Origin of the sequence: Streptomyces sp. NPDC020845 (assembly GCF_044334165.1) — a bacterium.
Lineage (GTDB): Bacteria > Actinomycetota > Actinomycetes > Streptomycetales > Streptomycetaceae > Streptomyces.
Genome location: NZ_JBIRSJ010000018.1, coordinates 127,787 through 150,159 on the forward strand (window position 1 = coordinate 127,787; position 22,373 = coordinate 150,159).

The window sequence follows — 22,373 nt, forward strand, 5'->3', positions numbered from 1 at the left end:
GCGCTGTGGCGGTACGCCCCGGTTACCGGCCGGGGCGTACCGCCAGGGCCCGGGTGGTGACCGGGGGGCCGTCGCGGAAGTGGAGCGTGAAGGTGAGCCGGTCGCCCGGAGCGATCCGGGGCGGCGGTTTGATCATCACATCCACGGTGTTCGCGGTCATCCGGAGGGTCCCGCCCGCCGGCACGGTGACGGCGGAGACCATTTGCATACCGTGCATGCCTTCGCTGGTCACGACCCGTCGGCTCAGCATGGCGCGCCCTCCGGCCGCTGCCGTGACGCCGATCAGCCGGTCGTCGCTGCCTCCGCTGTTGACGATGGTGAAGAAGGCCGCCGTGGCCTCGGGGTTCTGCGGTACGAAGACGCGTCCGTCGCGGAAGCTCAGCACGGCGGGGGTGCCCGCACTGCCTGTGATGGTCCACGCGACGAGCGTGCCGAGGGTCAGCAGGCAGGCCAGCAGCGGGACCGCCGCCGCGCGCAGCGGCCACCAAGGGGTACGCCACCAGGGAGTACGGTCCGTGCCGGGCGCGGGGACCCGTATGCCGTCAGCGGGTCGGCCCATCACGGTGTCCTCTCCCATGGGGTCGCGGTACGGGCCCGCCCGGAACGGCGGCCGGGGCGGTGCGGCCGGGCTGGGTTCCAGGTCCGCAGGCGCAGGCTGTTGCCCACGACCAACAGCGAACTGGCCGACATGGCCGCGGCCGCGACCATCGGATTGAGTCGGCCGACCGCGGCCAGTGGCAGGGTGACGAGGTTGTAGCCGAAGGCCCATACGAGGTTGGCGCGGATGGTGGCCAGGGTGTGCCGGGCCAGGCGCACGGCGTCGGGGATGGCCTGGATGTCCTCGCGGACGAGCGTGACGTCGGCGGCGCCGATGGCGGCGTCGGTCCCGTCGGCCATGGCGATGCCCAGGTCGGCGGCGGCCAGCGCGGCGGCGTCGTTGACGCCGTCACCGACGACCGCCACCCGGCTGCCGCGGCCCTGGAGCGTGGCCACGAGCGCGGCCTTGTCCTCGGGCAGCGCTCCCGCGTGGACCTCGGTGATGCCCAACTGTCCGGCGACGGCCCGTACGGTCGCCTCCCGGTCCCCGGAGGCGAGTACGGTGCGCAGCCCCAGCCGGCGCAGGTGCTCGACCGCGCGGTAGGCGTCTGAGCGCAGGGTGTCACCCACGGAGATGACCGCTCGTGGGACATCCCCCACCCGGACCAGTACCGCGGTGTGGCCTGCGGTCTCGGCCGCGCGGACCGCCTCCCGCAGATCACCGGGGATCCCGCTCAGCTCTCCGGGCCGGGTCACGGCCACCTCCTCGCCGTCCACCAGGCCGCTCACCCCCAGGCCGGGGACGGCGGCGAAACGGACCGGCCGGGGCAGCGGGCGTCCGTCCCCCTGGCCACGGGCATGGGTGACGATGGCGCGGGCCAGCGGATGATCGGACCCTTGCTCGACCACGGCCGCCAGGCGCAGCACCTCGGCCGCGGCATCGGTATCGGCACCGGCCTCTTTATCGGCATGGGCATGGGCATCTTTATCGGCATGCGCATCGGCATCGGCATCGGCATCGGCATCGGCGGGCACGGTGACGGCGATGACGCTCATCCGGCCGGTGGTGAGAGTTCCGGTCTTGTCCAGAACCACGGTGTCGATGTTTCTCAGCCGTTCCAGCGCCTGAACCCCGCTGACCAGGACGCCGAGCCGCGCTCCACGTCCCGTGGCGGCCAGCAGCGCGGTGGGGGTGGCCAGGCCCAGGGCGCAGGGGCAGGCGACGACCAGGACGGCGACCGCCGCGGTGATCGCGGCCTGCGGGTCGGCTCCGGCCCCGAGCCAGAAGCCGAGCACCGTCACGGAGACGGACATCACGGCGGGGACGAAGACGGCGGCGACGGAGTCGGCGAGCCGCTGGACGGTCGCCTTGCCGGTCTGCGCGTCCTCCACCAGCCGGGTGATCCGGGCGAGTTGGGTGTCGGACCCCACGGCGTCCGCCCGTACCTCCAGCAGGCCGCCGGAGTTCACCGCGCCGCCGATCACCGGCGAACCGGGCCCGACCTCGACCGGATGGCTCTCCCCGGTGACCAGGGAGAGGTCCAGAGCCGAGCCGCCCTCGACGACCGTACCGTCGGTGGCCACCCGTTCCCCCGGCCGGACCAGGAACACATCGCCGACCGCCAGGTCAGCCACCGGTACGCGCCGCTCCACGCCCCCACGCCGCACGGCCACGTCCTTCGCGGCGAGTTCCGCCAGGGAACGCAGCGCCGACCCCGTACCCCGGCGGGCCCTGGCCTCCAGCCGCCGCCCCGCCAGGACGAACAACGGGACGCCGACGACCACTTCCAGGTACACGTGGGCCACTTCGCCACTCGCGGAAGGCAGCAACGACAGCGGCATGGTCATCCCCGGCACACCCGCTCCGCCAAGGAACAGCGCGTACGAGGACCAGACGAAGGAAACCGCGACACCGAGGGAGACCAGGGTGTCCATCGTCGCCGTGCCGTGACGCAGCCCGCGCAACGCCCGCTGATGGAAGGGCCACGCTCCCCACACGGCGACCGGCGCGGCCAGTACGAAGCACAGCCACTGCCAGTTGCGGAACTGCCACGCGGGCACCATCGACAGCGCCAGCACCGGGACGGCCAGCAGCGTGGTGGTCAGAAGCCGGTCGCGTTCCTGACGCTCATCTGCCTCGCCACTCCCCTGCTGCCCGTCGCCCGGCTCCCGGCTCGGGCCCGACCGCGCGGTGTCCGGCAGCTCGCCGGGACCAGCCGGGAGTTCGGCGGGTCGCGCCCGGTATCCGGCGGCCTCGACCACCCCCACGAGGTCGGCGACGGACACCGAGGCGGGGTGGGAGACCTTGGCCCGGCCGGTGGCGAGGTTCACCGTGGCGCTCACCCCTTCGAGGCGGCCCAGCTTCCTCTCGACCCGGCCCACACACGCGGCACACGTCATGCCTGACACCACCAGGACGGTGGACGCCGGCTCCCCCGGAAGGGAGCGGGAGGCGGTGGGCAACGGCTGACTGGCCATCACCGGCTCCCGCTCTGCCCGGCGCCCGCGCCGGGAGCGCCCATGCCCGGAGCGCCCATGCCGTGCATGCCACCCATGTCACCGGAATCGGCGGGATCACCGGGATCGGAGGGCCCGCTGGTCCCCTGCCCACCACCGCCCGCGGGGCGCATCCCGGGGGCCACCGGGCCAACGAGCCCACCCACCGCGTACGCCAGCGTGAACAGCAGGGCCAACAGCGCGACAAACCCCGCGACCGGCCACGCGGGCCGCGGGCGTTCGCCGACGGGGTGGGGTGAGGGCCGGGCCTGGCCGGCCGAGTGGGAAGTCATCGCCGCTCCACTGTGGGCAGAGTAGGGAAATCGCCGGGAATTCGCGTACGCCTGATCACCTCGGCGTACGAAGCACCCCGGGCGGACCACGATATAGCCACCACGGCGCGCGGAATTCCCGCCCCTCACGGCGGAACTACCCTGCTATTCGAACCGACTTCCTCAGAAGACCCGAGGTCAGAGGCGAGGTGACGGAGTGGGAAATGAGGGCTCCACACCTCATAGGTCGTTCGCGCCAAGGAGATGGTTCCCGATATCCGGTCTGTATTTCCGCCGATGACAAACGGCTTTGACTCCTGAACGGCCCTGACTCATTGCCCGCTTGAGCCCGCCACCGCTACGAGGCGTGCGCTCCCGCTCCGCCGAGTCCGGGTGCCGCCGCCAGGAAGGTGTCGAGCACTCCGTCGGCGACGCGGACCGGGCCCTCGGGGCGGGTCTCGCCCGGGATCGTACGGATCCGCCCGGCCTGCCCGGCCAGCGACGACGCCTCGGCGAACCTCTGCTCGGCCTGCTGGGTGTTGCCGTCGAGCCGGGCGCCCAGCGCGTCCAGGGTGCGTTCGAACGCGCGGCCCCACAACGCCAGCGCATCCAGCCACGGCGCGCAGTCCGCCACGAAGCCGCGGTCGGCCACGCCCGCCCTGATGGTGGCCGGCGCGGTGGCCAGCAGCGCCGCGGTGGGGCGCAGGGCCTCCAGCGCCGCCCGCTGCCGTCCGGCGTCCCAGTCGGTACGGAACCGGGCCAGCCGGGCGGCCAGTCCGGGCGCCTGGGGCTGCCAGGGTTCGGCGCCGAAGGTGGGCGCGAGGTGCTGGGTGTCGAAGAAGGACAGCAGCGCGGGCACGGTGGCCGCGTCCGGATGGTCCCCGGCCAGGTATGCGGCGGCGGCCCGCCAGGTGCGGTCCGGGTCGTACCCGGTGTCGTTCCAGGCGAAGTCCGCCCCGCCGAACAGGGCGACCTTGCTGGCGGCGGCCTGGTTCATCGGGTTGAGGACCAGACCGGAGAGCTGCTGGTGCAGACCGGGCTCACGGGCATCGTACGGGGCGAGCAGCAGCCGGCCCTCGGCCTGGCCGTAGTCGTTGACCGGGTAGTTGTCCCAGACGAACACCTTGCGCCCCCAGACGGCGGCGGCCCGCGCGGCGTCGGCCACCGTGATCCGCGGCGGCACCACCTCGGTGCCGGTCCACATGACCTCGACCCGCGCGTCCAGCCGCTCGCGCAGGGTCCGCTTGTACGCGCTGTCGGTGACATCGCCGTACTCGGTCGGCACCGTCTGGAGCGGCGAGGTGCCCTCACGGGCGTCCAGGAACTCCTTCTGCACCCGGTTCAGCAGATCGGCCTGCGCCTCGGCCGCGGTCCGCTGCGAGGGCTCGCCGTAGGCGGCACGGTCGGCAGCGCAGTTCCACCGGGTGTAGCTGATGTCGTCCAGCGGCACCGAGAAGCTGCGCACCCCGAGGTCGTACATCGCACCCAGCTTGGCATGAAGCGCCGTGAAGTCGGCGGGATCGCTGTAGCACAGGGAGGTGCCAGGGGAGAGCGCGAAGGTGAACCGCACATGGTGGTCGGCGGCCTGCCGGACGAGCTCGCCGAGCTGGGCAAGCTTGTCAGCCGGGTACGGCTCACGCCACTTCTCCCGGTGGTACGGGTCGTCCTTGGGCGCGTAGACATACGTGTTCATCTTGACGTCCCCGTAGAACGCCAGCTGGTCCATGCGCTCGGCGTGGGTCCACGGGCTTCCGTAGAACCCCTCGATCACCCCGCGCAGCGGCATCAGCGGATGATCCACGATCGACACCGAGGCGATCGTCCGGACGCCGGTGACCAGCTGACGCAACGTCTGTGCCGCGTAGTACGTCCCGTCGGCGTCCGCGCCCGCGAGCGCCACCGCGGTACCGCTCGCGGCCAGCGCGTACCCCTCCGCGGGCAGTTCCTCGGGCACTCGGCCCCCGGCGGCCCTCAGCGCCTCCGCGACCCGGGCGTCGGCAAGCCGCCCCACGGTCACCGTGAGCCCCGGCCCGGAGCCGCCGCCCCGCAGGCGCTTTGCCCCCGCCCGGCGCAGTACGGAGGCGACGAGCTCGCGCGTGGGCCGGTCCACTTCGTCGCCGTAGACCACGCGCACCTCGGCGGGCACCGTGACGTCCGGGCCCAGCCGGGCCATCGTCTGCGGACGCGGCACGACGGACGGCAACGGGTCGGCCCCGCCCGCCGGCGCGGCCCCGGCGGCGGTGGCACCGGGGAGCAGCAGCAGCCCGAGGAAGGTGAGGAACGCGATCACGGCGGCCAGAGGGCGGGAGCTACGGCGCATGGACATCTCCTCCGTGGCGTGGCATGGCGTACGGCGGCGGGGCACGACGGTGACACGTGGAGCGGAGTGAGCGACGAGGCAGGCGCGGTGCCTGGTGCGCGGTCTTCCTGAAACACATACCCACGGCCCGGGACCGGCGAATCCCGACGGTTCCCGGCGCGGCTGGAGCGCGAGAGCCCATTCCCTACGGGGAATTGTCGGTCTCCGCCGCGCGCCGCAGGATCTGGTCCGAAGCGATCTGACCGGCAAGGAGATGTACATGATCGAGATCGACCCGCAGCACCTGGCCGACCGCTACATGGCTCAGTGGACAGTGCCGGACGCCGCCGGACGCCGCGCGGCCATCGAGCAGTTGTGGGCCGAGGACGGCACTCACATCCTTCAGCCGCCCGCGGAGATTCGGGAGATCGCCGCGGACCTTGGCTTCGACCAGACGACTCTGGAGGCTCATGGGTACGACGCCATCGAGACCCGAGTGGCGCGAAGCTACGAGCGGTTCGTCGAGAAGAAGGGATTCACCTTCCGGGCACGGGCCGATGCGGTACGCCTCCACGGCGTCGTCAAGTTCGGCTGGGAGGCGGTGTCCGCCGAAACCGACGACGTTGTGGGTGGGGGCTTGGAAATTCTGGTGCTCGACGACGACGGCCGGATCAAGGCCGACTACATGTTCCCGGGGGCCTGACCCGCAGCAGCAGAGGCCATGGGCCTGGCGGCGGCCGAGAGAGCCTCGGCTGTCGCCGGGTCGGCCGGCAGGAACGCCTCCAGTTTGAGCTCGGCAAGTGTCACGTCAACGGCGGTGGCGAAGGTCGTCACGGTCGTCATCAGACGCAGCTCACCGTACGAGGACCGCAGGCGGAGCGGAACCGCGAAACCCAGCAGCCCGGCGGACGGCTCCAACTCGGGAACGTACCCGGCGAGCTCGGAGCGCAACTCCTCCAGGTGACCGAGGCGTGCCAGGATGTGTCGCGCCCATTCGGCGAGGTTGCGGATGCGGGGAGCCAGGCCGTCGGGGTGCAGCGCAAGGCGGTAAATGTTCGTACCCGGGCCCACCAGCTCAGCGGCCGCACCCTCAGTGATCAGGTCGAATGCGGTGTTCGCGGCGATCAGCCCGCCGCACCGGTCCACAACCAGCGCCGGATACGGCAGATGCCCGCGGAGGATGTGGTCGATTGCCGTGCGCACGGGAGCCAGCACCGGATCGTCGAGTGAGCTCTCGGGGTAGGCGGGCGCGTACCCGGCGGCCAGCAGCAGTTCGTTGCGCTCCCGCAACGGCAGTTCCAGCGACTCGGCCAGGCGCACGACCATGTTCCGGCCGGGGACGGACCTGCCGGATTCGATGAAGCTGAGGTACCGCTGGGTGGTGCCTGCCCGCAGCGCCAGGTCGAGCTGGCTGAGGTGACGGCGGGTACGACGTTCGCGAAGCGCACGAGGGAAGTCCACAAGCCTGTTGTAACGGCGGCGGAGGGCCCCAGGCCATTCCCCGGAGGGAATTGTCACCCACCGGCGGGACCTCAGAGGCGTCTGCCCTTCCCTCACCGAACGGTGTCCGGGAGCGGTCCCGGACACCGCGTCCCACTCCGGCTGTCGTTGTCCTGACCCTGGTCGGCGTGGCACTGTTCGCCCGAGCCGTCGGCCGGATCCACCGCTTCGTACGGCTCGGGCAGGCCATACCCACGGGCTCTTACCGAGGCTTCGGCCTGCTCGATGTGTATGTGGAGATCCTTGACGGACGGAGTTCCATGAAGACCATCAGCCTCAGCGAGCACGAGGTCCGGGAAGCCGTGTCGATGCGCGAGGCGATCGACGCCGTGCGCCGCGGCTTCGTCGGTCTGGCGGGCGGGGAGTTCGAGATGCCCACGCGCACCGCGCTGCGGGACGGCCAGTTCCTCGTGATGTCGGCCCACCACCGGCCGACCGAGTCCGCCATGGTCAAGACCCTGAGCCTGAACTTCGACCGCGTGCCCGCCATCACCGGCACCGTCGTATGGAGCGCCCTGGACCGGCTCGACCACCTGATCGCCGACGCCGGTGCCGTCACCACCCTGCGCACGGGCGCGGCGGTCGGAGTCGCCACCGACCTCCTCGCCGCCCCCGACGCCGACCGGCTCACCCTGATCGGTGCCGGTGGCCAGGCCACCGATCAGGTCCGCGCCGTGCACACCGTCCGCCCGTTGCGCCACCTCACCATCGTCGCCACTACGGCCGAACGCGCCGAGGCACTGGCCGACGCCCTGCGGGCCGAACTGGACGGCACCGAGATCCGCACCGCCACCGATCCGGCCTCCGCCGTCAGCGACGCCCATGTCGTGTGCTGCGCCACCACCGCGACCACCCCGCTCTTCCCCGCGTCCGCCCTGCCCGCCCAGGTGCACATCAACGCCATCGGCTCCTTCCGCCCCACCATGCGCGAACTGCCGGACGAACTGCTGGCCGACAGCACCGTGATCATCGACGAACTCGACGCCATCCTCGAGGAGTCCGGCGAGATCATCCACGCCCTACGGACTGGTGCCATCACCCGGAACGACCTCACCGAACTGGGCACCGCCCTGACCTCTGCCTCTGCCTCTGCCTCTGCCTCTGCCTCTGCCTCTGCCAGTCGAGGCGAGCGCACGGTGTTCAAAAGTGTGGGCGTCGCCATGCAGGACTGGGCCATCGCAAGCCTTCTGGCCGACAAGTTCCTCGACTGATCGCGCGCGCAGGACATGCCCGTATGGACCCGATCGGTGCCACAGGCTCCGTCGGTACGTCATGCGGCCCTTTCCACTTCTCCATCGCGCCCGTCCCCGGTGGCACCCTCACGCACGCGCAGGCGGCCTACACGAGCCTCTACGACACCGTGGCCAGCGGCTGGACGCGCTCGGAGGAGGCCGTCCACCTGACGGTCACCGTGCCGCCGAACACCACGGCCGACATCCGTCTTCCGGACGGCACGGCGCACGCCGTGGGCCCGGGAACCCATGAATAAAAAAATACGTGGTCTGAAATACGTGGTCTGACCACAGCCCATCAGCAGGCCGAGCCGGGCCTCTGCGCTACCGGGCCACGTCCCATGCGCTCTCGGTCAAGAACCTGGCGGCGGGGCCCCTACTGTCACAAGGGACTACACCCATGGGGCGGGCGGCCCCGGCCCACCCGGCCCCGTCGCCACGCCTGAGCGCCCGGTCTGGACGAGTATGAGCACAGCACCGTCATCATCACCAGCACCCGCAGAATCCGACTCGCCGTGGGCGCCACTCGCGGCGCGCGTCTTCCGGGCGCTGTGGATCGCCCAGTTGGTCTCGAACATCGGCAGCTGGATGCAGACCGTCGGCGGCCAGTGGCTGCTGGTCGGGGACGGTGCCGCGTTGGTGACGCTCATGCAGACCGCCTCCAGCCTTCCCGTCGTGCTGCTGGCCCTGCCCTCCGGTGTGATCGCCGACCGGCTCGACCGGCGCTCGGTGCTGCTGGCCGCGCAGTTCGCGATGCTCGCGGTGTCGGGTGCGCTGACCGTGCTGGCGTTCACGGACGCCCTGACGCCGACGGCACTGCTCGTCCTGACCTTCCTCCTGGGGTGCGGCACCGCGCTGATGGGCCCGGCCTGGCAGGCGATCCAGCCAGAGCTCGTGGAGCGCCGGCAGCTCGGTCAGGCGGCGGCGCTGGGCGCGGTGAACATGAACCTGGCCCGCGCGGTCGGTCCGGCACTGGGCGGGGCGGTCGTCGCGGCGGCTGGTGCGGGGTGGGTCTTCGCCTTCAACACGGCCTCTTACCTGGGCATCGCGGCCGTCCTCATGGTGTGGCGGCGCCCCAGTACGGCCGCCCCCGCGGCAGGGAACGAAGGGCTGCTGGCCGCCCTGCACGCCGGTCGGCGCTATGTGTGGAACGCGCCCGGTGTGCGCCGGGTCCTCTTGCGTACGCTCCTGTTCATCCCTGGGGGCGCCGCCCTGTGGGCACTGCTGCCCCTGACCGCGAACCGCTCCCTCGGCCTGGGCTCGGGCGGATACGGGCTACTGCTGGCGGCGGTGGGCGTGGGGGCGGTTGCGGGCGCCTTCGCACTGCCGTGGGTGCGTCGCGTGCTGGGTGCGAACGGCACGCTCGCCGCCGGCGCCGTGGTGTTCGCCGGGGTGCTCGCGGTGCTGGCCACGGTGCGCGCCCCGTGGCTTGTGGCACTCGCTCTGCTGCCCGCAGGACTCGCCTGGATCGCGGCGCTGTCCACGCTCAACGCGGCCGTGCAGGCGCGGCTCCCCGGCTGGGTCCGGGCTCGTGGACTCGCCGTCTACCTCTTGGTCTTCCAGGGCGGGCAGGCGCTGGCGGCACCTGTATGGGGTGCGGTCGCCGAGTGGCTCGGGCTCAGCGCCTCTCTGCTGATCGCCGGCGCCGTGATGCTGCTCAGCGCCGCGAGCGTGCGTTGGTGGCCGCTGCACGACGCCGAGTGGATCAACCCCTCGACGTCCGACCACTGGCCCACTCCTCCCCTGGTATTCGAGCCAGGAGAGGCCGACGGCCCGGTCCTGGTCAACATCGTCTACCGGGTCCCGGCGGACAACCACGCCGAGTTCACCGACCGTATGCGCCATGTCGCCCGGTCCAGGCGCCGTACGGGGGCCCTCACCTGGGGCCTCTACCAGGACGGCAACGACCCGGAACGCTTTGTCGAGACGTTCCTGGTCTCCTCCTGGGCGGAACACCTCGCCCAGCACCACGTCCGTCTGACGGCCACCGACCGCCGCCGCGAGGAGCGGGCTCGTGAACTGCTCGCCCCCGGGACCCTGCCCGAAGTGACCCATGCCTTCGACACAGCGTCGGGGTCTTTGGTATCGGATCGAGTGACGTCCGGGTAACGCGCCGGGTCAGCCGGGTCAGGGGCGGGGAATGTTGCGGAGGTTGGCCCGGGCCAGGTGGACCATGCGGCCGACACCTCCGCTCAGCACCGTCCGGCTCGCGGACAGGGCGAAGCCGCTGATCTGCTCGGTGGTGATCTTCGGCGGGACGGCCAGCGCGGCGGGGTCGGTGACGACGTCGACCAGTACGGGTCCGTCATGGGCGAAGGCCTCGCGCAGCGCGTCGCGTACGCCGGCGGGCTTCTCCACCCGGATGCCGAGCGCCCCGGCCGCCGTGGCGATGGCCGCGAAGTCGGTGTGCGGGTAGGACGTGCCGTACGGGGGCAGACCGTCGACCATCATCTCCAGGTCGACCATGCCGAGGGAGGAGTTGTTGAAGACGACCACCTTGACCGGCAGGCCGTACTGGACGAGCGTGAGGAAGTCGCCCATGAGCATGGAGAAGCCGCCGTCGCCGGAGAGGGAGACGACCTGCCGGCCGCGGTCGAGGAACTGGGCGCCGATGGCCTGGGGCAGCGCGTTGGCCATCGAGCCGTGGACGAACGAGCCGAGGATGCGGCGGCGGCCGTTGGGCGTCAGGTAGCGCGCCGCCCACACACAGCACATGCCGGTGTCCACAGTGAACACGGCGTCGTCGGCGGCCTCTTCGTCGAGCACCGAGGCCACGTACTCGGGGTGGATCGGGGTGTGCTTCTCGACATTGCGGGTGTAGGCGTTCACGGCGCTCTTGAGTGCGTGCTCGTGCCGCTCCAGCATGCGGTCGAGGAAGTGGCGCGACGGCTTCTCCCGCACGGCGGGCGTGAGGCAGCGCAGGGTCTCGCGTACGTCTCCCCACACGGCGAAGTCGAGTTGCGTGCGCCGCCCCAGCCGCTCGGGCTGCACGTCGACCTGCACGGTCCGCACATGGCGGGGCAGGAAGTCGGTGTACGGGAAGTCCGTGCCCAGGAGCAGCAGCAGGTCGCACTCGTGCATGGCGTCGTACGCGGCTCCGTAGCCGAGCAGGCCGGACATGCCGACGTCGTACGGGTTGTCGTACTGGATGTGCTCCTTGCCGCGCAGGGCGTGCCCGACCGGCGCCTTCACCTTCTCGGCGAAGGCCATGACCTCGGCGTGGGCGCCCGCGACGCCCCGGCCGCAGAACACCATGACGCGTTCGGCGGCGTCCACCAGGTCCGTGAGCCGGGCGAGTTCCTGGTCGCTCGGGCGGATGGCGGGCAGGTCCAGGGGCATGGCGAGTTCGGGCGCGGCGTCCGGGGTGTTCTCGGCGGCGGTGTCGCCGGACAGGGCCACGACCGAGACACCGCGCCGGCCCACGGCGTGCTGGATCGCCGTCTGCACCACGCGCGGCATCTGGCGGGGTGAGGAGATCAGCTCGGAGTAGTGGCTGCACTCGGCGAACAGCCGGTCGGGGTGGGTCTCCTGGAAGTAGCCGGTGCCGATCTCGCCACTGGGTATGTGGGCGGCCAGCGCGAGGACGGGCGCCATCGAGCGGTGGGCGTCGTACAGGCCGTTGATCAGATGGAGGTTGCCCGGTCCGCAGGAGCCCGCACAGGCTGCCAGCCGGCCGGTGAGCTGGGCCTCGGCGCCGGCGGCGAACGCCGCGACCTCCTCGTGGCGGACCTGGACCCATTCCACCGCGTCGTGCCGTCTGACCGCGTCGACGACCGGATTCAGGCTGTCCCCGACCACGCCGTAGAGGCGGCGCACACCGGCGCGCGCCATCAGGTCGACGTACTGTTCCGCGATGGTCTGCTTGGCCATGCCACTCCTCGGATTTCGGCATTGTGGCGGACACCGCCGCGTGAGAGCACAGCGGGTCCGCCTCGCGCCTCGATCACGTTAGTGAGCAGGGAAGAGCCGCGCTTGACCGTCCGTGCACGAGATCGGTTCCCGCAGCGCACCGGCCCTGGCCGCGCTGATGCGATTTCTTCGACGGGCAGGACGCTCGGTGCGCTGATGGACACCTGCGCGTGCGCTCCCGGGCAAAGCGACCCCGGATTCGGCTCCTAGGGTCGACCGCGCATATTCAGCACAGCATCGCAGGAGGCACCTCATGACCACCGGCTCCAAACCCACGAGCAGTCAGCCGTGGCTGCACCAAAAGGGCTCGGTCATCCAGGAGTTCGGGACCGTCAAGCAGTTCCCCATCGCTCTGTCCTACGAGGCGCGCATGTATTCGTCCCAGCGCCTGAACAAGGTGCTGGCTGACACCCAGATCCTTTACGGCCTCTACAAGAAGCACCACTGGATCATGCGGGGCGCGACCTTCTACCAGCTGCACCTGCTCCTGGACAAGCACGCGGGAGAACAGCTGGAACTCGTCGACACCCTCGCCGAGCGGGTCCAGACCCTGGGCGGCGTCGCCGTGGGCGATTCCCGGCACGTCGCCGAGATCACGTCGATTCCGCGCCCGCCGGACGGTGTGGAGGAGGTCCCGGCCATGCTCTCGCGGCTGCTCGAGGCGCATGAGCTCATCCTGACGGAAGCCCATGACGCGGCCGCCCGCACCGCCGAGCTGGGCGACGACGGCACCAACGACCTGCTGGTGTCGCAGATCATCCGCACCGGCGAACTGCAGTCCTGGTTCCTGGCGGAACACCTGGTCGACACCCCGCTGGTCCGCGTCTGATCCGCGGCTGATCCGTCCGTACGGGACCGCCAATCCCCGGGAGTACTCATGGCTTCGCCAGACGTCGTAGAACTGTCCCGATGGCAGTTCGCGATCACCGCGATCTTCCATATGACCTTCCCCGCGCTGACCGTCGGGCTCTCCGTGCTCCTCGCCGTCGTGTACACGGCCTACGTACGCACGGGGAATCCGCTGTACCTGCAGATCTTCCGGTTCTGGAAGAAGATCTTCGCCGTCGGCTTCGGCCTGGGCGTCGTCGCGGGGACGGTGATGACCTTCGAGTTCGGCCTCAACTGGGGCACGTACGCCCACGCGGTCGGGCCGGTCATCGGGGTCACCATCGGCATGGAAGTGATCACCGCCTTCTTCCTGGAAGCCGGTTTCATCGGCCTGATGCTCTACGGGGACGGGCGGATCCGCCCGCGCACCATGGTCCTCGCCAGCTGGATGGTCGCCTTCGGAACCCTGCTGTCCACCACCTGGATCCTGTCTGCCAACAGCTGGATGCAGGACCCGGTCGGCTACCGGAAGGTCGACGGCCAGTTCCACGCCGAGGACTGGATCGACATCCTGCTCAACCCCGCCTTCGCCCACCGCTTCCCGCACATGCTGCTGGCCGTGCTGATCAGCGCCGCCTGGTTCGTCGGCGGGATCTCCGCCTGGTACCTGGTGAAGAACCGGGTCCACGCCCAGCCCATGGCCCGCCGCTGCCTGTCCATCGCTCTCGGGGTGCTCGGTGTGCTGATGCCGATCCAGCTGTACGTGGGAGACGGCACGGCGGTCTTCATGGGACAGCACCAGCTGCCCAAGCTGGAGGCGTTCGAGGGCAACTGGAAGAGCGACAACAACGGCTACAACCTGCTCGTCGTCCCCGACACGGACAAGGGCGAGAACCGGTTCCACGTCGAGATCCCCTACCTCGGCTCGGTCATCGCCCAGGACCTCAGCGGCAAGACGACGACGCCCGGACTGCTCCAGACCCCGCCCGACGAACGCCCCAACATGTGGACCACGTTCTACGGCTTCCGCGCCATGTACTTCACCGCGCTGCTCATGTTCGCAACGGCCTTCGCGGGCGTGGTCCTGCGCATGCGACGGCGTCTGTTCGACTCGCCGCGATTCCTCAGATGGATGGTGTGGATGACCCCCGCCGGGATCATCGCCATCACCGGCGGCTGGATCGTCGCCGAGACCGGCCGCCAGCCCTGGGTGGTGTACGGCCAGTTGCGCACCGCCGACGCGGTCTCCCACCTCAGCACCCCCGAGGTCGCCGCCACGCTCACGGGCTTCGTCCTGCTCTACGTCGCTCTGCTGGCCATCTGGGCCCGCTACATCGTCCGTACGGTCAAGGCCGGCCCTGAGGCGCTGCCCGCCGGACCCGCCTCGCCCGATGTATCGGAGGCCCTCGTTGCTTGAGTACGCCGCTTACGCCCTGGTCCTCTTCTCGCTCGGCATGTACGTCGTCCTCGACGGTTACGACCTCGGGGTGGGCATGCTCAGTCTGGCTGCCGAGCCCGAGCGCCGACGCGAGTACGGCGAGATCGTCGCCACCGCCTGGGACGCCAACGAGAGCTGGATCATCCTGGCCGGGGTCGTCCTGTGGGCCGGTCTGCCGGGCGTCTACTCCGTGCTGCTGCCGGCCGTCTACCTGCCGCTGATCGGCATGCTGATCGCCATCATCCTGCGCGGGCTCGGCCTGGAGATGCACAGCGCGGCCGGCGGCTACCGGCGCGGCTGGGCCCTGCTGTTCGGCGGGGCATCGCTCGCGGCGGCCGTCTGCCAGGGTCTTGTGCTCGGCGCTCTGCTCTCCGGCCCACGGCAGCGGGGCGGAGTCTTCACGGGCGGGGCCTTCGACTGGCTCAGCCCGTACAGCGTGCTGTGCGCGCTCGGTCTGGTCGTCCTCTACCTGCTGGCCGGGGCCGCCTGGCTGCAGGACAAGACCGAGGGCTGGTCGCGGTCGCGGACGCGCCGCACCGGGCGGTCGCTGCTGGCGGCCACCGCGGTGATGGCGGTCGTCCTCGGCCTGCTGCTGCCCGGCGCCGACCCGCAGGAGCTACAGCTGGGCGAGCCCGTGCGGGCCGTACTGTTCTGGCTCGCGGTCGTCGCCGCTGTCGGGGCCGGTACTGTCGCGTGGTTCGGCTTCGGCCGCGGTCCCGACTGGCGGCCGTTCGCCGCCGTGGCCACCATGACGGCCGTGGGGCTGCTGGGCCTGGCGGTGATCACCGCCCCGGTCGTCGTACCGCCCGGACTCACGGTCCACCAGGCGGCGAGCCCGCACTCCTCCCAGCTCTTCCTGGTGCTGGGCGTGGGGCTGTGCATGCCGTTCGTCCTGGCCTACAACGTCTACGCCTGGCGGAGCTTCCGCGGCAAGTACACGGATCCGGTGGAGCCCGCCCTCCCGCGGCCCCGTGCCGTGCCGCTCACCCCGGCCGCCCCTCCCCCGCCCTCCGGCACCGTGCGAACCGTGCTGCGCCGAACCCTGCTGGTGGTGCTCGGCATCGTGGCGACGGCCCTGTCGCAGGACGTGTTCGGCGGGGTGGCCGAGTGGATCGGCCCGATCGGCGTCACCGTGCTCGCCGGCACGGCGCTGGCCGCGTGGATCGCCGGGGACCGCCGTGACCGGCGGGCCGGATACTTCGACGTGGACACGGGCGCGGACGCGGTGGCGGGGGCGGGCGCGGGGGCGGAGCGCACCCCGTGAGCACCGCTCCGACCGTGCTGCTGGACGAGCTGGCCGCGAACCGCACCGCGGACCCGGTGCCCGAGCGGCTACGAGAGTGGGCGGCCGTGGGCCGCCCCGAACTGCGCCGCGCGGGACTTCTGCGCGGCGCTGCCCAGTTGGGCACGGTCGTCTGGGCCGGCGGGCTGGCGTGGACGGCCCAACGCGGCTTGGGCGCGCTCCACGGCGCCCCCGTGTCCGCCGTACTGGTGCCCGCCCTGGTCACGGCGGCCGGCGTCGCCCTGCGGGCCGTACTGCTGTACGCGGGTGAGGCAGCCGCCGCCCGCGGTGCCCGCGCCGTGCGCGAGGCCCTGCGCGCCCGGCTCGTCGAGTCGGCGCTGCCGGACCACGGCCCGGCCCCGTCCGGCGTGGACGACGCGGCGCTGGCCCAGGCGGTCGACGGCGAGGTCGACGAGCTGAGCGACTGGCTCACCGAGTATCTGCCGGCGCGGACCACCATGCTGCTCGGCAGCGGCCTCACCCTGGCCGCGATCGCCTGGCGCAGCTGGTTCGTCGCCCTGCTCGTCCTGGCCGCGACCCCGCTGCTGCCGGCCAACCTGAAGGTCATCGGCCTGGGCACGCAGACCGCCGTACGCGCCCAGCTGTCGGCCATCCGCACCCACCGGGCGCGGCTGCTGGACCATCTGCGCGGCCTCCCCACGCTGGTCGGGCTCGGCGCGCACGACGAGGCGGCCGGCGCACTGGCCCGCTACGACCGGGAGGTCGCCGGTCGCACCGAGAAGGTGCTGCGGATCGCCTTCCTGTCCACCGCGTGGGTCGAACTGCTCATCACCGGCACACTCGCCGTCGTCGCGACCTACTGCGGGCTGGTCCTCCTCGACTACCTGCGGCTGCCCCTCGTGCCGGACCGTATGAGCCTGTCCGACGCGCTGTTCGTCCTCGTCCTGGTGCCCGCCTACTTCGCGCCGGCCCGGGACCTGGCCGGCGGCTACCACGCCCGCGCCCGGGCGACCGCCGCCGCCGGCCTGCTGGCCCCGGTCCTGGACGGGGCCCCGGGCCTGGACGCCCATCGCCAGGCCGCGGCGGCGGCCGCCCCACCGCCGCGGCCGTCCGCGACGCCACCGGGGGTGCGCCTGGAAGCCGTAACGGTCCATCACCCCGGGGGCAGCGTACCCGCGTTGAACGGTGTCGACGTGGACCTCGCTCCGGGGCGATGCCTGGCCGTCACCGGCCCCAGCGGGGCCGGCAAGTCCACCCTGCTCGCCGTGGCGGCCGGGCTGTGCACACCGCACATCGGTCAGGTGCGGCACATGCTCGACGGCCGACCCGTGCCCGCCGATCCCGGCCGGGTCGCCTGGGTGGGCCAGCCGGCGCATCTGCTGCCCGGCACCCTGCGCGAGAACCTGCTCCTGGCCCGGCCCACCGCGAGCGACCACGACCTGCGGGGCGCCATCGCCTCGCTCGGCTTCACCGACCTCCTTGCCGCGCTGCCCCAGGGGCTGGACACACCACTGGGCGAGCGCGGCACCGGCCTGTCCTCCGGGCAGTCGCAGCAGCTCGCCCTCGTCCGTGCGCTGCTGCGGGACGCGCCTGTGCTGTGCCTGGACGAGCCCACCGCTCATCTCGACCCGGAGGCGGAGCAGCGGGTCATGTCCGCGCTGCGCACCCTGACCCGCGACCGAACGGTCCTGCTCGCCACGCACAGCCCCGCGCTGGCGGCCCTTGCGGACCAGGTCGTCACGCTGGACCACGGGAGAGCCCGATGAAACCGAACAGCGCCTGGCGGCTGCTGCGTACGGCGGCGCCGCGCCGCGCCCTGTCGGCCGGCCTGCTGCTGGCCACCGCGGCCGAACTCTCCGGGGCCGCGCTCCTGGGCGTGTCCGGGTGGTTCCTGACGACCTGCGCCGTGGTGACGCTCCAGGCCAACACCACCTGGTCCTGGATGTATCCCTCCGGTGCGGTGCGGGGGCTGGCCCTGAGCCGCACCGGTCTGCGGTACCTGGAGCGCCTGGTCAACCACCGGACGATGTTGTCCGTCCAGGTGTCCCTGCGCAGCCGACTGGCCCGAGGTGCCGCCCGGCTCACTCCGCGCGCGTTGCGCGGACAGCGCGACGGAACGCTGCTCACCCGGCTCACCGTCGATGTGGAGACCGTCGCGGGGCTGCCCGCGAACGCCTTCGCACCGTTGGTCGCGGCGATCACCACCGCGTGCCTGGTGGAGATCCTGCTGTGGTGGGCGATGCCGCTGCTGGGGGCGGCGGAGCTGATCGTCTGGGCGGCCGGCCTCGGCTGGGCCCGGCGAGCCCATCGCCGGGCGCGATCCCATCTGGCCGATGCCGCCGAGGCCCGGGCCGCACTCCGTACCGTGCTGCTCGGCAGCCGGGCCGCCTTCAACGAACTGCGGTGCCTGGACGCGGTGCCACAGGCGCGTCGGACGGTGGCGACCGCCATGGCGGCTGCCGAGTCCGCCGAGTGGGCCGCTGCCCGAGCCGAACGGCTGGGCCGCCTTGTGCTGCGCCTTCTTGCCGCCCTGGGCCAGGCGTCGGTGCTGGTGATCGCCCTGCGCGCGGTCCCGGCCCAGCCTGTCGCCGTCGTGGTGGGCGAGGTGCTGCTGCTGGCCGCCGGATGGGAGCTGCTGGAGCGGCTGCCCCGGCTGCTGCAGCACTTGGCCCAGGCCGACGACGCGGCGGACCGCCTCGCACCCCTCGCCGCCGAGGAGCAGTGCCTGGGTCGGTACGGGCCGGCCGCCCGCTCCGTGAAGGCGACCGGCCTCCCGCTGCTCGGCTCGTCGGCGACGCTCACCACGACTCTGCAAGGCCCTGGCCTGGTGCTGGTCACCGGCCCCAACGGCAGTGGGAAGTCGACACTGCTGGGTCAGCTCGCCGGGCGTCTGCCGGCTCCCGCCGGCACGGTGCTCCTCGACGGGACACCGGTGCAGGAGCTGCCGGCCCGGGCCGTCGCCGAGACGGTCACCCTTGTGGAGGCCGACGACTGGCTCGCCGACGACACGGTGGCGGCCAATCTGCGTCAGGCGGCGCCCTCGGCCGACCCCGCCGCGCTACGGGCCGTACTGGGCGTGGTCGGCCTCTCGGCCCTGCCGCTCGATGCCTCGGTGGGCCCCGGCGGGCGACAGCTGTCCCAGGGGCAGCGCAGGCGCCTCGCCACCGCGCGCGCCCTGCTCAGGCGCCCTCCGGTGCTGCTGCTCGACGAACCCACCGCCGGTCTGGACCGCCCCACCGCCGAGGCGCTGCTGGCCGCGCTGGACCGAGCGCTGCCCGGGACAGCGCTGGTGATCGCGTTGCAGGAGCAGGACGTCGATCTGCTGGACCGGGCGCCGACGGCGGTCGTCCGCCTCGGTCATACCGCTGACGGCTCGCCGTGCGCCCGGTCGACGCATGGGCTCAGTCGAATCGCAGGTCGGACAGTTGCCGTTCGAGTGCGGTGACGTCGTCCTCGGGTGCCGCCTCGGCCGGACGAGCGGCCATCAAGGCGGCCAGGTCACCCCCCGCCCGCCGGATACGCACGGGCAGTCCCTCCGTGTACTCGTCGCCGCCGGAACCCCAGTCCTCGGACGCCGCGTACACCGCGGTGGGGACGACGGCGGCGCGCAGATAGGAGAACAGCGGGCGCAGAGCGTGCTCCAGGACCAGGGAGTGGCGGGCCGTCCCGCCCGTCGCCGCGATCAGGACCGGCTTGCCGGTGAGGGCGTCCGGATCGATCAGGTCGAAGAAGGACTTGAACAGTCCGCTGTAGGAAGCGGTGAACACGGGCGTCACCACGATCAGGCCGCCGGCGCCCGTCACCGAGTCGATCGCGGCGGCCAGAGGGGGCGGCGGAAACCCGGTCACGAGGTGGTTGGCGACGGCGACGGCCAGTTCGCGCAGCTCGATGGCTTCGGTCTCCACGTCGTGGCCCTGAGCGGCGAGTTCGTCGCGGGCCGACTCGGTGAGACGGTCCGCGAGCAGACGGGTGGAGGACGGGGTGCTCAACCCCGCGGACACGGCGACGAGCTTCATGCGGCGGTCTCCCCCTCGGCGGACACGGCGCCCTTGGCGGAGACAGCACCCTTGGCGGACTCAGCGGCGGCGACCCGCGCCGGGTGCGTCGGCGCGTCCGGCACATCGGCGGGGCGGCCGTTCGCGAACTCCTTGCGCAGGACGGGCACGACCTCCTCACCGAGTATGTCGAGCTGTTCCAGCACGGTCTTCAGCGGCAGGCCCGCGTGGTCCATCAGGAACAGCTGCCGCTGGTAGTCACCGACGGTCTCGCGGAAGGACAGCGTCCGCTCGATGACCTGCTGCGGGGAACCCACCGTCAGCGGGGTCTGCTCGGTGAACTCCTCCAACGACGGCCCGTGGCCGTAGACGGGCGCGTTGTCGAAGTAGGGGCGGAACTCCCGCACGGCGTCCTGCGAGTTCTTCCGCATGAACACCTGCCCGCCCAGACCGACGATGGCCTCCTCGGGCCGGCCGTGGCCGTGGTGGGCGTACCGCCGCCGGTACAGCTGGACCATCCGCCTCGTGTGCTCGGCGGGCCAGAAGATGTTGTTGTGGAAGAAGCCGTCCCCGTAGAACGCGGCCTGCTCGGCGATCTCCGGCGAGCGGATCGAGCCGTGCCAGACGAACGGCGGTACGCCGTCCAGCGGACGGGGAGTGGAAGTGAAGCCCTGCAGAGGCGTACGGAACTTCCCCTCCCAGTCCACGACGTCCTCACGCCACAGCCGGCGCAGCAGCGCGTAGTTCTCCTTGGCGAGGTTGATGCCCTGCCGGATGTCCTGCCCGAACCAGGGATAGACGGGGCCGGTGTTGCCACGGCCCAGCATCAGGTCGACCCGGCCGTCCGCGACGTGCTGGAGCATCGCGTAGTCCTCGGCGATCTTCACCGGGTCGTTGGTGGTGATCAGCGTGGTGGCGGTGGACAGGACCAACTTCTCGGTACGGGCGGCTATGTAGCCGAGCATCGTCGTCGGGGACGACGGTACGAACGGGGGGTTGTGGTGCTCGCCGGTCGCGAAGACGTCCAGGCCCACCTCCTCCGCCTTGAGGGCGATGGCGACCATCGCCTTGATCCGTTCGTGCTCCGACGGAGTGCGGTTGTCGGTCGGGTCGGTCGTCACGTCTCCGACCGAGAAAATGCCGAACTGCATGGGTCACTCATTCTTTCGTTAATGGTGTGAGGTGCGAACATCCCCCAGTGCGGACACCTCTGCCAGGAGGAACGTCCCGACGCCGCCGACGGTCTAACGTGGCTCCACCCCGAGATCCGCATCGACGTCATACCCGGATTCCGCCCGGCCGGGGGTGGGATGTGCGATGTCGGCCGCCAGGTCGAATGCTGCCTCTCCGACCGCGTCCTCCAGGGCGGACTCCGCGCGTTCGGCTTGAGCACGGCGGTGGTGCTCGGTCATTCGCTCCATGATGTGCCGGATATGGGGGTGACCGTTGTCCGAATTCGACTCATTCGCGTTCACTCGGCAATCCTCCGTATCGGGCAACAACAAGCATCAGCGATGCGGCACCAAGCTATGCGGGTGTCCCCGTCCCGGGTTTACCGACGGCGCACGGACTCTTGTCCGTCGGTGTACGGGACGGCCGTACAGCCCGGGCGGCGCGCCGGGCCGGCCCAGTCGTAGAAGCGATCGCCCTTCGCGCCGCGTCCGGCGGACAGTTGAGCCGTCAGGCGGATCGGGGCCAGTCGTCCATGGTCCGGTGGTCGCTCACCACCTCTTCCAGCACACGTATCCCGAGGTCGACGAGCGGGTGCCGCCGACTGCCCCGGCGCACGCAGGTGAGAATCCGCCGCATCGGCATGTTCTCGTTCGACACCGGCACCCGCACCACCGACTGGCCCGCCGCGCCCTCGGCCAGCCGCGGGACCAGCGAGACGCCCAGCCCGTTCCCGACCAGCGACCAGACCGCCGCCCACTGGGTGGCGGCATGCACGATCCGCGGCGAGAACCCGGCCGCCGCGCACAGCATCCGCACCCGCTGGGCGTGGTCGCAGGTGCCCGGGTCGGCGACGACCCAGTCCTCGGCCGCCGCGTCCTCCAACCGCACTGATTCCGCTCGCGCAAGCCGGTGGTCGGCGGGCACCAGCATGATGTGCGGCTCCTCCAGCAGGTGGCTCTGCTCGAACCGTGCGTCATCCAGCGGCGGCCCGCCCTCGGTGGGCTCCACGACCGCGAGATCCACCTTGCCCGCCACCAGCAGGTCCATGCTCGCTATGGTGTCGCACTCGCGCACCTGCACCAGGAGGCCGGGATGGCTGTGCCGCAGCCGCCCGGCCGCGGGGGCGATCAGGCCGCTGACCGCGGTGGTGAAACCCGCCATGCGCAGTGGTCCGGCCATGCCCACCCGATAGGACTCCAACTCCGACTGTGCCTCCTCCCACCGGGCCAGCAGCGCGTCGGCGTGGTCGATGAGCAGGTGCCCGGCCGGGGTCAGCCGGACGCGGCGGCCCTGTGGCTCCAGGAGCGGGACCTTGAGTTGCCGCGCGAGCTCGCGCATGTGGTGGGAGACCGCCGACGGGGTGAGGTGCAGGGCCTCCGCGGCCGCGGTGACCGTGCCCTGCTGGTGCACCACGCGGAGCATATGAAGCCGACGTAGGTCAATCATGAAAT

At 71.6% G+C, this 22,373-nt stretch carries 19 protein-coding genes; 9 read left to right on the plus strand and 10 right to left on the minus strand.

Annotated elements, in window-relative coordinates; all coding sequences use genetic code 11:
- Positions 1-22: 22 nt before the first annotated feature.
- The 4 genes from ACH4U7_RS40490 to ACH4U7_RS40505 all read right to left on the minus strand — a co-directional run bounded on the left by ACH4U7_RS40490 (position 23) and on the right by ACH4U7_RS40505 (position 5,625).
- Positions 23-577: a copper chaperone PCu(A)C gene (locus tag ACH4U7_RS40490; RefSeq protein ID WP_398532777.1), complete on the minus strand. Its 555-nt coding sequence runs from the start codon at positions 575-577 to the stop codon at positions 23-25.
- A complete protein-coding gene (locus ACH4U7_RS40495) occupies positions 559-3,015 on the minus strand; it encodes a heavy metal translocating P-type ATPase (RefSeq protein ID WP_398532778.1) in 2,457 nt (818 codons plus the stop codon). Before ACH4U7_RS40495 ends, ACH4U7_RS40490 begins: the two co-directional genes overlap by 19 nt.
- Positions 3,015-3,326: a hypothetical protein gene (locus ACH4U7_RS40500; RefSeq protein WP_398532779.1), complete on the minus strand. Its 312-nt coding sequence runs from the start codon at positions 3,324-3,326 to the stop codon at positions 3,015-3,017. Before ACH4U7_RS40500 ends, ACH4U7_RS40495 begins: the two co-directional genes overlap by 1 nt.
- A gap of 337 nt (positions 3,327-3,663) precedes the next feature.
- The gene (locus tag ACH4U7_RS40505) at positions 3,664-5,625 is read right to left on the minus strand and encodes a beta-N-acetylglucosaminidase domain-containing protein (protein WP_398532780.1); all 1,962 of its coding nucleotides are present in this window, start codon (positions 5,623-5,625) and stop codon (positions 3,664-3,666) included.
- Between the two features lie 259 nt (positions 5,626-5,884).
- Between ACH4U7_RS40505 and ACH4U7_RS40510 the strand changes: the two genes are divergently transcribed.
- Positions 5,885-6,307, plus strand: a complete 423-nt coding sequence (locus ACH4U7_RS40510) for a hypothetical protein (protein WP_398532781.1) — start codon at positions 5,885-5,887, stop codon at positions 6,305-6,307.
- Here the strand turns inward: ACH4U7_RS40510 and ACH4U7_RS40515 are convergent.
- Entirely contained in the window at positions 6,286-7,065 is a 780-nt protein-coding gene (locus tag ACH4U7_RS40515) for a helix-turn-helix domain-containing protein (protein WP_398532782.1), read from the minus strand. The two genes, ACH4U7_RS40510 and ACH4U7_RS40515, sit on opposite strands and share 22 nt — an antisense overlap.
- A 167-nt stretch (positions 7,066-7,232) precedes the next feature.
- On the opposite strand from ACH4U7_RS40515, the gene ACH4U7_RS40520 reads away from it, so the two are divergent.
- The 3 genes from ACH4U7_RS40520 to ACH4U7_RS40530 all read left to right on the plus strand — a co-directional run bounded on the left by ACH4U7_RS40520 (position 7,233) and on the right by ACH4U7_RS40530 (position 10,445).
- Complete coding sequence (locus tag ACH4U7_RS40520; protein ID WP_398532783.1) at positions 7,233-8,315, plus strand: ornithine cyclodeaminase family protein; 1,083 nt, start codon at positions 7,233-7,235, stop codon at positions 8,313-8,315.
- Positions 8,316-8,338: 23 nt separating this feature from the next.
- Positions 8,339-8,593 carry an alpha-L-rhamnosidase C-terminal domain-containing protein gene (locus ACH4U7_RS40525; RefSeq protein ID WP_398532784.1) on the plus strand — a complete coding sequence of 85 codons (255 nt, stop codon included), beginning with the start codon at positions 8,339-8,341 and terminating at the stop codon, positions 8,591-8,593.
- Positions 8,594-8,801: 208 nt separating this feature from the next.
- A complete protein-coding gene (locus ACH4U7_RS40530; protein WP_398532785.1) occupies positions 8,802-10,445 on the plus strand; it encodes an MFS transporter in 1,644 nt (547 codons plus the stop codon).
- Between the two features lie 18 nt (positions 10,446-10,463).
- Here ACH4U7_RS40530 and ACH4U7_RS40535 read toward each other — a convergent pair whose 3' ends face one another.
- Positions 10,464-12,206, minus strand: a complete 1,743-nt coding sequence (locus ACH4U7_RS40535) for a pyruvate dehydrogenase (RefSeq protein ID WP_398532786.1) — start codon at positions 12,204-12,206, stop codon at positions 10,464-10,466.
- Positions 12,207-12,498: 292 nt separating this feature from the next.
- Between ACH4U7_RS40535 and ACH4U7_RS40540 the strand changes: the two genes are divergently transcribed.
- From ACH4U7_RS40540 to ACH4U7_RS40560, 5 genes are read left to right on the plus strand one after another with little or no spacing between them, the layout of a single operon-like run.
- A complete protein-coding gene (locus tag ACH4U7_RS40540; RefSeq protein WP_358637151.1) occupies positions 12,499-13,074 on the plus strand; it encodes a DNA starvation/stationary phase protection protein in 576 nt (191 codons plus the stop codon).
- 48 nt (positions 13,075-13,122) lie between these two features.
- A complete protein-coding gene (locus ACH4U7_RS40545; RefSeq protein ID WP_398532787.1) occupies positions 13,123-14,490 on the plus strand; it encodes a cytochrome ubiquinol oxidase subunit I in 1,368 nt (455 codons plus the stop codon).
- Positions 14,483-15,775, plus strand: coding sequence for a cytochrome d ubiquinol oxidase subunit II (locus ACH4U7_RS40550; protein ID WP_398532788.1), 1,293 nt, complete (start codon positions 14,483-14,485; stop codon positions 15,773-15,775). Before ACH4U7_RS40545 ends, ACH4U7_RS40550 begins: the two co-directional genes overlap by 8 nt.
- Positions 15,772-17,520, plus strand: a complete 1,749-nt coding sequence (locus ACH4U7_RS40555) for an ABC transporter ATP-binding protein/permease (RefSeq protein ID WP_398532789.1) — start codon at positions 15,772-15,774, stop codon at positions 17,518-17,520. The genes ACH4U7_RS40550 and ACH4U7_RS40555 overlap by 4 nt, the downstream gene beginning before the upstream one ends.
- Positions 17,517-19,199, plus strand: coding sequence for an ATP-binding cassette domain-containing protein (locus tag ACH4U7_RS40560; RefSeq protein ID WP_398532790.1), 1,683 nt, complete (start codon positions 17,517-17,519; stop codon positions 19,197-19,199). Before ACH4U7_RS40555 ends, ACH4U7_RS40560 begins: the two co-directional genes overlap by 4 nt.
- On the opposite strand, the gene ACH4U7_RS40565 is transcribed toward ACH4U7_RS40560, so the two are convergent.
- The 4 genes from ACH4U7_RS40565 to ACH4U7_RS40580 form a co-directional block, all read right to left on the minus strand.
- Entirely contained in the window at positions 19,156-19,770 is a 615-nt protein-coding gene (locus ACH4U7_RS40565) for an FMN reductase (RefSeq protein WP_398532791.1), read from the minus strand. The two genes, ACH4U7_RS40560 and ACH4U7_RS40565, sit on opposite strands and share 44 nt — an antisense overlap.
- Positions 19,767-20,900, minus strand: a complete 1,134-nt coding sequence (locus ACH4U7_RS40570; RefSeq protein WP_398532792.1) for an LLM class flavin-dependent oxidoreductase — start codon at positions 20,898-20,900, stop codon at positions 19,767-19,769. Before ACH4U7_RS40570 ends, ACH4U7_RS40565 begins: the two co-directional genes overlap by 4 nt.
- A gap of 93 nt (positions 20,901-20,993) precedes the next feature.
- Positions 20,994-21,161: a hypothetical protein gene (locus ACH4U7_RS40575; protein ID WP_398532793.1), complete on the minus strand. Its 168-nt coding sequence runs from the start codon at positions 21,159-21,161 to the stop codon at positions 20,994-20,996.
- A gap of 268 nt (positions 21,162-21,429) precedes the next feature.
- Complete coding sequence (locus ACH4U7_RS40580; protein WP_398532794.1) at positions 21,430-22,368, minus strand: LysR family transcriptional regulator; 939 nt, start codon at positions 22,366-22,368, stop codon at positions 21,430-21,432.
- Between the last annotated feature and the right edge of the window lie 5 nt (positions 22,369-22,373).